Origin of the sequence: Chamaesiphon sp. OTE_75_metabat_556, from assembly GCF_031378165.1 — a bacterium.
Classification (GTDB): domain Bacteria; phylum Cyanobacteriota; class Cyanobacteriia; order Cyanobacteriales; family Chamaesiphonaceae; genus Chamaesiphon.
The window spans coordinates 1-10,982 of sequence record NZ_JANNDR010000542.1; the positions used below are offsets into that span (position 1 = coordinate 1).

The 10,982-nt window shown below is 46.5% G+C and carries 11 protein-coding genes; 5 read left to right on the top strand and 6 right to left on the bottom strand.

Annotated features, from left to right (window positions below; all coding sequences use genetic code 11):
• Both RMO27_RS21345 and RMO27_RS21350 read right to left on the bottom strand, forming a co-directional pair.
• A partial coding sequence (locus RMO27_RS21345; RefSeq protein ID WP_309736381.1) for a DEAD/DEAH box helicase family protein occupies positions 1-1,223 on the bottom strand: 1,223 nt, incomplete at its 3' end.
• Positions 1,224-1,446: 223 nt separating this feature from the next.
• Entirely contained in the window at positions 1,447-2,166 is a 720-nt protein-coding gene (locus RMO27_RS21350) for a hypothetical protein (RefSeq protein ID WP_309736383.1), read from the bottom strand.
• Positions 2,167-2,260: 94 nt separating this feature from the next.
• On the opposite strand from RMO27_RS21350, the gene RMO27_RS21355 reads away from it, so the two are divergent.
• From RMO27_RS21355 to RMO27_RS21370, 4 genes are all read left to right on the top strand, one after another.
• The gene (locus RMO27_RS21355; protein WP_309736385.1) at positions 2,261-3,343 is read left to right on the top strand and encodes a family 10 glycosylhydrolase; all 1,083 of its coding nucleotides are present in this window, start codon (positions 2,261-2,263) and stop codon (positions 3,341-3,343) included.
• 253 nt (positions 3,344-3,596) lie between these two features.
• The gene (locus RMO27_RS21360) at positions 3,597-5,525 is read left to right on the top strand and encodes a S9 family peptidase (protein ID WP_309736387.1); all 1,929 of its coding nucleotides are present in this window, start codon (positions 3,597-3,599) and stop codon (positions 5,523-5,525) included.
• 200 nt (positions 5,526-5,725) lie between these two features.
• Positions 5,726-5,956 (top strand): hypothetical protein, encoded by a 231-nt coding sequence (locus tag RMO27_RS21365; RefSeq protein ID WP_309736389.1) that lies wholly within the window; start codon positions 5,726-5,728, stop codon positions 5,954-5,956.
• A 109-nt stretch (positions 5,957-6,065) separates the two neighbouring features.
• Positions 6,066-6,662 carry a hypothetical protein gene (locus RMO27_RS21370; RefSeq protein ID WP_309736390.1) on the top strand — a complete coding sequence of 199 codons (597 nt, stop codon included), beginning with the start codon at positions 6,066-6,068 and terminating at the stop codon, positions 6,660-6,662.
• A gap of 106 nt (positions 6,663-6,768) precedes the next feature.
• On the opposite strand, the gene RMO27_RS21375 is transcribed toward RMO27_RS21370, so the two are convergent.
• Entirely contained in the window at positions 6,769-7,122 is a 354-nt protein-coding gene (locus RMO27_RS21375; RefSeq protein WP_309736392.1) for a type II toxin-antitoxin system PrlF family antitoxin, read from the bottom strand.
• A gap of 310 nt (positions 7,123-7,432) precedes the next feature.
• On the opposite strand from RMO27_RS21375, the gene gcvT reads away from it, so the two are divergent.
• The gene (gene gcvT, locus RMO27_RS21380) at positions 7,433-8,563 is read left to right on the top strand and encodes a glycine cleavage system aminomethyltransferase GcvT (RefSeq protein WP_309736394.1); all 1,131 of its coding nucleotides are present in this window, start codon (positions 7,433-7,435) and stop codon (positions 8,561-8,563) included.
• A gap of 178 nt (positions 8,564-8,741) precedes the next feature.
• Here the strand turns inward: gcvT and RMO27_RS21385 are convergent, their stop codons facing one another.
• The 3 genes from RMO27_RS21385 to RMO27_RS21395 form a co-directional block, all read right to left on the bottom strand.
• Positions 8,742-9,047, bottom strand: coding sequence for a hypothetical protein (locus tag RMO27_RS21385; RefSeq protein ID WP_309736397.1), 306 nt, complete (start codon positions 9,045-9,047; stop codon positions 8,742-8,744).
• Between the two features lie 490 nt (positions 9,048-9,537).
• Positions 9,538-10,089 (bottom strand): hypothetical protein, encoded by a 552-nt coding sequence (locus RMO27_RS21390; protein ID WP_309736398.1) that lies wholly within the window; start codon positions 10,087-10,089, stop codon positions 9,538-9,540.
• A gap of 19 nt (positions 10,090-10,108) precedes the next feature.
• Positions 10,109-10,982, bottom strand: an 874-nt coding sequence (locus RMO27_RS21395) for an ImmA/IrrE family metallo-endopeptidase (RefSeq protein ID WP_309736400.1), incomplete at its 5' end; no start/stop codon positions are given.

Here is a 10,982-nt window from a genome sequence, read left to right on the forward strand (position 1 = left end):
ATTCGATCTTCTGACAGCTCGATTTCCCAGACTCCAGGGGTTGCTGAAACAAAAATACATTGATTCACCTTCTCCCAAAACTCATCAGCCTTTAACGGGCGATTATCCGCCGCACTGGGCAACCGGAAACCGTGATCGATCAGGACGGTTTTTCTAGCTCGATCGCCATTGTACATTCCCCGAATTTGAGGGACGGTAACATGCGATTCATCAACTACCAATAACCAATCATCATCGAAATAATCCAACAAACATTCCGGCGGATCGCCAGCATTTCGCCGTGCTAAATGCCGAGAATAATTCTCTACGCCATTACAGAAACCGACTTCGCGCAACATTTCCAGATCGTACCGCGTCCGTTGGTCGATGCGTTGGGCTTCGATTAATTTGCCATTAGTTTCTAACTCGACAATCCGTTTTTTCAACTCATCATCGATATCATTACAAGCATCCTGCAAGGTATCTTCAGGTGTCACAAAGTGCCGTGCTGGATAGATATTCAGACCGCCCACTGTATGGAGAATTTCTCCCGTCACCGGATCGACATAGCGAATCGCTTCAATTTCATCGCCAAAAAATTCCACCCGCACGATCCGATCTTCGTAAGCGGGGCCAATTTCCACTACATCACCGCGTACCCGAAAGTTACCACGTTTTAACTCGATATCATTACGACTATATTGCACCGAAACTAACTGTTTCAACATCTCGCGTTGGTCGATTTCCATCCCCACTTTCAGCGGAATTGCGGCCTTGAGATACTCGGCTGGCGTACCCAATCCATAGATACAACTAATCGACGCCACCACAATTACATGCCGATGCTCAAACAGCGATCGCGTCGCCGAATGCCGCAACATATCAATTTCATCATTAATCGCCGATGCTTTTTCAATGAACGTATCGCTGACGGCAATATATGCCTCTGGCTGATAATAGTCGTAGTAAGAAACAAAATATTCGACCGCATTGTGCGGGAAAAATTGCCGCAGTTCGTTACACAATTGCGCGGCTAATGTTTTATTATGAGCTAAGACTAAAGTCGGCTTCTGATGCTGGGCGATCGTCGCTGCGATCGTAAAGGTTTTTCCCGTACCTGTCGCACCGAGTAGGGTTTGAAACTGCTGTTCGGATTTTAACCCAGCTACGAGTTGGGCGATCGCCGTTGGTTGGTCGCCAGTGGGTTTAAAGGGAGCTTCTAGTTGAAATTCGTTATCGTCCATGCTTCTTTTACCACCAGTTACAGGGGACAAATGACCAGATTGCCAAAAATCGGTCGTTTTATTCTAGCGCAGTTTGATGAGGAAGGGGTAATTGTGTACCAGGCAGATCGCCTAGAGATCGGGCGGACTAGCCTGTGGGCTAACCAAGTTGAGACTGTTTTTTCTTTTCTTGTATGAAGCGACCCTGAGTGTCTGAGTCAATAGAGCGGGTGGGTCGCTGTTCTTAATAATTTTCATTAAAAGCGGCATCTATATACCAAACTCCCTCTTTAGTCTTTTTCCGCCGGCCACTCACACACCATTCTGTTTCAAACATCATATTGCCTTTAAACTGGTCGAAATAGTCTTTGTTCGGATCGTATGCAGGATGTTTGTAAGTATAAATGTGCAGGACTTCATGGACGATTACACCCGCCCAGTAATCCGAGTTTTTCGTGCCCATCTTATCTTGAACAATATACATCGTCAGGTCTTTCTCGATCTTTCTACTGCTACCAATATATGTAAAAGCATCAGCAGTACTATCTTCGATCACCCCAGTCTCGACAAATAATTGTTGCCGCCTAGTTTGTGCCGATCGACTATCTTTGACCATTCTAAATTGCGCACCAGTGACAACTCTTTGGGCGGCTTTTACTGGTGTTTCATCTCGATAGTAGCCATCAGTAGCATTTTTACTGATACATTCGAGTACTTCTTTTGACTGCATCCGATTCTGGATTTTAAGTAAAGCTTCCCAGAGGAGTTGTCGTTGCTCTTTGGTGAAATTTGCTGAGACTCTTGGCACTGGCAAGTTCGCCCAGCGGGTGTTTTCTCGATCTGCTTTTGTATATCTAAAGTGTACGCGGTATTTAATCTCAGCAGAAACCTGCGGCGTTATGGCCAGGCTCAGAACTTGGATCGATGTTAAAATGGCGAGGATCTGTTGAGTTCTTTTTGTCATTTGTCTGCTGCCAATATTTAAAATCAGATCGACTAAGAATATTTAATTATAATCTCCAAAAACATAAATTACCGATACAGTATTTGCCGTTGCTATGAAGTCTGCAAACATCAGCCAGCCCATATCACCGCCACCATTCACCAAAGCTGTGTGGTTGACGAATGTCGATAGTCAAGTCCTCAATTCCCGCGCCAATCTCGATCGCGGCTTGCAACAACTAGCAGCCTTGGGCTTGAATACGATTTATCCTGTGGTGTGGCAACGGGGATACACACTCTATCCGAGTCCGATTGCAGCGCAATTAACTGGCTCGTTAGTGTTGCCCGATAGTCCATTTGTCGGACGCGATTTTTTGGCAGAGATGATCGAGCTAGCCGCACCGTTAAACATCCGCGTCATCCCATGGTTTGAATATGGCTTAATGGTGCCGCCGCGATCGCATTTTGCACGCACTCACCCAGATTTACTGACGATCGATCGACAGGGCAATTTACAGCGGATTCAAGGGGCGAATGGGCAGCAAGATTCACAGGTATGGTTGAATCCTTGTCACGATCGCGTCCAGAGCTTGATGGTGGAAACGATCGCCGATTTGGTCGCGAGATATCCCGTAGCCGGAGTCCAATTAGACGACCATTTTGCCTTGCCTGTGGAGTTAGGCTACGACAAATTGACGCAACACTTATTTGCGCAACAGCCGCGTGCTAATTGGGATGAGTGGCGGCGGGCACAGTTGACTGGATTGTTAACTCAAATTGTCACTGCGGTGAAATCGATCCGCCGCGATTGTCTGGTGTCGATTTCGCCAAATCCGCTAGGGTTTTCCAAGAGTCGGTATCTGGTAGATTGGCAAAAATGGTGCGATTTGGGGTTGGTAGATGAGTTGGTATTGCAAGTTTATCGCGAGCGTTTGGATGCCTTCGAGCGCGAACTGAGCAAGCCAGAAGTACGGGCAATTAAAACTAAAATTCCGACGGTAATTGGGATTCTCACCGGACTGCGTACCAAACCGATCGCGATCGAGACAATTGGCGCACAAATCGATCTGACGATCGCCAAAGAGTTTGGTGGCTTCGCTTGTTTCTTCTATGAAACGTTGTTTCACGAGCGACTATCCCCCAAGTTAGAGAGTAGAGATCGTCAGCAATTAATGGCGATCTTGAGAGCTAAAACTTAACTTGACGATCGTCAATTCAAGCTAGCCGATCGGTACGAGTAATCGCATCCTACCAAGTACTGTAGCGATCGCGACTAAATAGCGACTGGAGTCACCACAAGATGTAAAGATCGGGGATGAGGCTTAGGCGCGATCGGTTAGAATCCATAGTAAGCGAGTTTTCTGTCGGTACGATTGGCCCGATCGAATCGGCTTAATCGTACTCAAGATTTCACATCGCCAACGCTATTACACCTTACACCGATCGTCACTCATGCAACTCGCTCCTTTTGGTTCCTGGAAATCGCCGATTACTGCCGATTCGATCGTCGCTGATAGTATCGGGCTAAGTTCGATTGTTTTGGATGGGACAGATATTTATTGGCTGGAATCTCGCCCCCAAGAAGCTGGGCGCAGTGTCATCGTCAGACGTACCGCCGATGGACAGCTTAGTGATATCACTCCACCCGCCTATAATGTCCGCAATCGCGTGCATGAGTACGGCGGTGCTGCGTATACAGTGGCCGAAGGTCGGGTGTATTTTAGTAACAATAGCGATAATTGCCTCTATACGCAGGATTTGCGATCGGCGCAGCCAGATCTGGTTACTCAACTCACTCACGATCGAACCAAAAGATATGCGGATTTGACGATCGATCCGCATCGTCAGCGACTAATTTGCGTCCAAGAGGAACATGATTCGACTGAATTAGAAGCATTGAATACGATCGTCAGTATCGATCTCAAAGCACCAGATCAGACGATCGTTTTGGTGGGCGGTTGTGATTTTTATGCCGCGCCGCGTTTGAATGCCGACGGATCGAAACTCGCCTGGTTGAGTTGGAATCACCCAAATCTCCCGTGGGATGGCACCAATCTCCAAGTGGCGACAGTTAATGATGGTTTTCTCTCCGCACCAGCCTTGGTTGCTGGCGGTGCGCGCGAAACGATTTTTCAGCCCCAATGGGCGGCAGATGATACCTTGTATTTTGTCAGCGATCGCACGGGTTGGGGCAATCTCTATCGCTGGAGCGATCGTCAAGTCACGATCGTCCACGAACTGGCTGCCGAATTTAGCCTACCCCAATGGATCTTTGGGATGTCTACTTACGCCCTCGTGGGCAAACAGCGGATCGTCTGTACCTATAGCCAAAATGGGATCTGGCATCTCGCCCTGATTAATATCGCTAGCGGACATCTCACCCGCCTCAATGTACCGCATACCGATATTGCCAGCATTCGCGCCACTGGTAATCTAGTCGTGTATTGTGGTGCTGCTGCCACCCAAACCAGTGATGTTGTGGCAATCGATCTGATCGCTGAATCCCGCGCAGTCCTCAAACACTCCAACCAATTAAAAATCGATCCTGGCTATCTCTCGACGCCCCAATCGATCGAGTTTCCCACCACCGACGGCCAAACTGCCTACGCCTTCTATTATCCACCCACCAACCGCGATTACCAACCGCTACTGGGCGAGAAGCCACCGCTACTCGTCAAAAGCCATGGCGGCCCCACGGCGGCAGCTTCCAATCAACTCAATTTCAAAACTCAATACTGGACGAGTCGCGGCTTTGCCGTCGTCGATGTCAATTATGGTGGCAGTACGGGCTATGGCAAAGCCTATCAACATCGTCTCGATGGTAAGTGGGGGATTATCGATGTCGATGACTGTACCAATGCCGCCCTCTATTTAGTCAAACAAGGTTTAGCCGATGCCGATCGATTGGCGATTTCCGGCGGCAGCGCGGGGGGATATACAACCCTGGCTGCGTTAACTTTTGGTAATACTTTCAAAGCTGGTGCGAGTTATTACGGAGTCAGCGATCTGGCAGCCCTGGCTACAGATACCCACAAATTTGAATCTCGCTATCTCGATCGCTTAGTCGCACCCTACCCCGCAAGTGCTAATATCTATCAAGATCGATCGCCTTTGTACTTTACCCAGCGATTGTCCTGTCCGATCGTCTTTTTCCAAGGCTTGGAGGATAAAGTCGTCCCGCCCAATCAAGCCGAAATGATGGTAGACGCCCTCAAAGAAAAACATATTCCTGTCGCCTATGTCACCTTCCCCACCGAGCAACATGGCTTTCGGCAAGCGGAAAATATCAAACGCGCGCTGACTGGTGAATTTTATTTTTACGCGCAAATCTTTGGTTTTCAACCAGCAGAATCGATCGAACCAATTGAGATTATGAGATAGTCGATTGGCGATCGCTACTGGGGTTCTTTCCATGAGCGGGAGCGGCGCATCGACCTGGAGGCTTCCTCCAGGTTATGTGCGACAAGACAAACCCGCATAAGTGCGAACTCCGCGCTTGGGTTCGTTCCATGAGCGGGACACCCGCATAAGTGCGAACTCCGCTAGTTTAGACACACATCCTCACTCCTCAACCTGAAATTGTGGTTCAATTTACCCAACTTACCCTGCTGCCGATCTCCCCTCCCGTGGGGAAGCCATCGCGCAGCAAAAAGGCTCACACTCGCCATCCACACTCACATTCATCGCGCCCGAAGAAACCGAAATTAGAACTACATTATCTCGCTTTTGATGATGATTATTTCTGGGAATTAATTCGCAAGGATTATGCTTCTGCCTGGAAATATGTCGATCGAATGACCCGAGTTTTGTAGTCAATTGAGATGTTGATTGAGGAGGGTAGGTTTGCTTGGATATCGAAATCGATTGGTAGAGTGAGTCACTAGTGAGCTATAAGTGAGCTAACTAATTTGAGGTTGTAAAATGGCATACAATAATTTTACTTTAGAGTCAGTGAAAGACAGATTCGATCTACAGTTAGTAAATAATCGTTTTTGTGAGCTTTTTCCTGTTTCTGAGCCACAATCAGAATTTTTAACTATTTTTGATGAATCATTTTCTCTGGCTGAGGTTGCAAAGTCTGAAAAGGCTAAGTCTGAGTTATTGGTTAGCCCGATCTTAGTTCAGGCCAGAAGATTGGTCGATCGGCAAGTACAATTGTTTTCTGGTGAGGAGTTTAATGTAGACCAGGAGAAGGGTTTGAATGGCTTCTGTGATTTCCTGTTTAGCAAGTCTGAAAATCAATTTACAATCGATGCTCCGGTATTAATGTTGGTTGAGGCTAAACGAGGTGAAATTGAAAGTGGATTGGGTCAATGTGTCGCTGAAATGGTAGCAGCTCAAAGTTATAATCAGCTTAAAAATAGAAGTATTCTAGTTATTTATGGTTGTGTAACTAGTGGTACACTATGGCAATTTCTTAAATTAGAAGACAGTAATGTAACGATCGATCCTACTAATTATTTGGTTACGCCGGTACAGAAGATTCTTGGCATTCTCAAGTGGATATTAAGCCAGTGAGTCATCATTCACCCATCTTCAACTTGGTCGAGAAACAGCGGATGAGCAAAGATTCTCCAGCCATTAATTACGATCGATCGATCTTCAGATTCTGATTGTGACAAACCTATTCATCCTCATTGATCGATTCATTCAGATCGACATCGACATCTAAAACTAGCGATCGAATACGATCGATGAAGTCAGCACTAATTGGTTGCAATCGCTGCGGATTACGCTCGATATCTTGGGCAAGCAAATCCAAAAATGGCTTCAAAACTGGGTCGCTTTCTGATTGTGCCACACGAGCAATAGCTACTGTTCCATCAGGTTGGAGGGTGTAGCAGATTTTATCGTTTTTGCCCAAGCCCAGAAATTTCCGCACAGGCGCAGGCACCATCGTTTGATATCGATCGGTCAGAGTTGACTCTGAGCAAGGTGTTGACTCGATAGCTCTGGGTGTACTTTTGGCGATCGACATAATGGCAAGGATCTATGAAGACTGAATTCTACAGTAATGCAATTGCATTACCATATCAATAAACTCAATCTACGCTGTTAAATTGTGACTTTGTTGAATATGTTCGATCGAAGCATTCAACATCACTTCATCGTTAAGATCGAGAGCAGCTATGGCAAATATTCATGTGAAATAGCTCGATCGTTTCAAAACATCGGAAATGTCAGACATTTTCAAATAATCCTCCGAAATTTTGCCAAAGACGATCGAGATTGAAATGCTCGATCGCTTTTATAGTAGTAATGTGTAATCATCATTCACTCTAAAACCCATGGCTCGATCGGAATCACATCCACCCTTACGGACTCCATTGTACGATCGCGCGATCGCCCTCAATGCCAGAATGACCGCTTTTTCGGGCTGGGAAATGCCCGTCCAGTTTAGCGGCATTACCCCCGAACACGAAGCCATTCGCACGAGTGCGGGGATGTTTGATATTTCCCACATGGGCAAGTTTAGTTTACGGGGGGAGAGTGCGTTGGCCAACGGCCTGCCTTCGGCAATCGAACAGCTCCAAAGATTGGTACCCTCGGATCTCAGTCGGCTCCAACCCGGACAAGCGCAGTATACGGTATTATTAAACCCCCAAGCCGGAATTATCGATGACATCATCGTCTATCAAGAAGGTGGGGGTAGTGTCACGCTGATTGTCAATGCGGGGACGAAAGATAAGGATAAAGCCTGGTTATTGGCGCATCTAGACCTCAGTCAGGTGGAATTTGAGGATTTGTCTGATCGCGTGCTGATCGCCGTTCAAGGGCCAGAGACAGTCCGCCAGCTCCAACCATTAGTCGATATCGATCTCACCCAGTTAACGAATTTCGGTCATTCTAGAGCCTTAATTTTTAAAAACCCCGCCTTTATCGCCCGTACTGGCTACACGGGTGAGGATGGCTTTGAAATTATGGTCGAGCCAGCTATCGGTATCCAACTCTGGGATGCACTACTAGCATCTGGTGTCGTGCCTTGCGGTTTAGGGGCGCGAGACACCCTCCGATTGGAAGCAACGATGTGTTTGTATGGTCAAGACATTAGCGATACGACTACGCCGCTAGAGGCGGGATTAGGCTGGGTAGTGCATCTGGATACCAAGGGCGATTTCATCGGGCGCGATGTCTTGGTGCGGCAAAAGGCTGAAGGCGTCAGCCGGAAACTAGTCGGACTAAATATGCAGGGACGATTTATCGCACGGCATGATTATCCTGTGGTAATTAACGGCGAAGCTGCCGGAATTGTTACTAGTGGCACCATGTCGCCCACCCTCGGACAAGCGATCGCCCTAGCCTATATCCCGACCGAATTTGCCAAGATCGGGCAAGTCGTGGAAGTTGAAATTCGCGGTAAATTGCACCCCGCTACTGTGGTCAAAAAACCCTTTTATCGCTCTGCCCATCGCGTCTAAAATCTCGATCGATTGGAGCTTTAGCTGCCAAATCTGGGATTTATAACCATCGGCACAAATTTTACAGCAGTGGTTACTTTCCAGACTTCTCGCAAGGATATCAAGTAATGCGCGAACTAGACTTAGGCGATCGCTCAAATGCTTCAATTGATCGCCATCTTAACTGAGTAGCTAGATATTAACGAATGCGACGTTGGTAATTGCGAAACGTTGTTTGGTTGCTTTGATTAGTCGTATTGTTATCACCCATAACGTCGATCGATTGATTGCTATTGACCACACTACCGGTATTGTTGCTAGTTCTACGACCAGTTTGAGTGTTGCGTACCGAAGTAATGTTGGATTGGTTGGTGGTATTACCATTGCCAGTGACAACTACGCTTTGATTGTTGTTAACGACAGTAGCAGTATCGGCATGAGCGGGGAAAGATAAGCCCAGTGTAGCGAAGCCCAAACCGACAACGAGTAAAGATTTGAAGTTCATGATGTTAAAGTAAGTAGCGATCAATCGTGGTGTTTATTTACACTCCAAACAACAAAACTCTTATGGTTAATTTCAGCCAACTTCGCGATCTAATTTCAACTTTAGTCTGAGATTTGGAAAATTAACTATTTGATTTAATTTGTGTCTGTTGCGTTCGTATCGATCACTACAGATCGGGATATTCATTTTCCAGAAATATTACTAAATCGCATCTACCTATCCATGCGCCGCTACTGCGGCGGAAAAGGTCGCGGATAGCGGCGAGTTTTCTAGCTGTATCGGCCATTTTTGCTGTTCAACGGGTATTACTGCGGTTTCTGCTGCGTCTTCGATACCTGTCAGAGTGGTTTGGGTAGATTGAACCCGATCGGGGGCTTGATATTTGGGGCGGAGCCAGCGGATGTGTCCGTTGCATTCTTCTGCTGCACGTTCGTCGCTGAGGGCGACGAGGCGTTCGAGGATGATTTCGGTAATTTCGGCACTAATCTATTTATTTCATTGCAGTTTCCCACCAACTCAGTAAAGGGTGATTTCGAGGAGGTTGATATCTCGCTCTAACTCGAATTGCACTCAATGCGGCTTTTAATGTTGCTGAGTCAATATTTGATTTTTTCGACCAATGTTCGATCGCTTCTAGCGTTGATACAATCTGGATGTGGGGAGCCTCTTTTTTTAAAAATGAGATCGCTCTTTTATCATCGGTTGCAACTGCCCATTCTCGGTGAAAGGCAATTGCAAATGTGGCAGATTCTCCTTCGTCCTTCATTTGAGCGGTATAATTGATGAAAGTTTCTGCCTCTGCTTCCGATTCAAAATCCACGATCGAGATTAGACCTTCTTTAACTACTTTATCGAAATAAATTGTGCCCTCGCTTTCCTGATTCTCAAGCTGCTGAAGTGTCATTAGCTCTTGCGATCTGACAACTTCAGTCACAGCAACTTGAGCGGGGATAGCCTCCAATATTCCCGAGAATTTTCCTGAGGCGTAAAAGTTTAGAATGCAACAGGTATCGAGGACAATATGGGATTGTTTAATATTCATCACTAGTTTCCCAATTATCCTAAGCCTGACACAAGTCTAAATTAGCAACTTCTTCAAGCATTCCACTTGAATGTTCGCTTAATGATTCAGCAATCCGTCGAGCCTCGATGCGATCGACACCAAGAAAGTTAGCAAAGCGTCCTTCGGTAATTAACCCTCTATCTAGGGCTTCGATCGCTAAATGCTGATAGTGAATAGGAGCCATGTCGATGCGTTCTCCGATCGGTTCCAAGCCCATTTCTTGTTGCACTTTTCGGACTTTTAATCCTCGATCGCGTAACCGTTCCAAAGTTCCAGATGGTAGCAGTTTAATTGCTTCTGCCCGATAAGCAAGAGCTTCAATGGACACTCCATAATGATGTGCTAAAGTAAATAGATTTGTTGCAGTAAACTTGCCATGAGAACGGTGCATATCGTTAAATCGCTTGAGCAAGTCACTTGTTGGCATCAGAAAATAATTAGGGAAAGTATCGGCTAGTCTCTCGCTCTCTGGCTTCCTTTGATACTGATCGTCAAAGTCAACTATGGGCTTCCGTCGATGAGCGAGAAAATGCAGGTAATCATGTGCTAATGACCAGCGTTTTCTTTCTTCAGGATGTCCCGCATTGATGGCAATACAGCCACCCATTTGTTCGTTATAACTATATATACCTGAGTACTTAGGTGGCATCTCTATGTAAAAAATGCGTAGTCCGACACTCTGTTCCAAAATATCTCGCAGACATGGAATAGGTGCATCTCCCAGCCCAAGACGCTGACGCTCTGAGATGGCAATACTTTCGGCTGCCGCCTCGATTGGCATATTATCGATCTTGTATTCTTGGGGATAATTTCGAGGTAAGGGTGCCTCCATCATCGCTTCAAGATCTAGATAATTTTGGCACAGTTCTTCT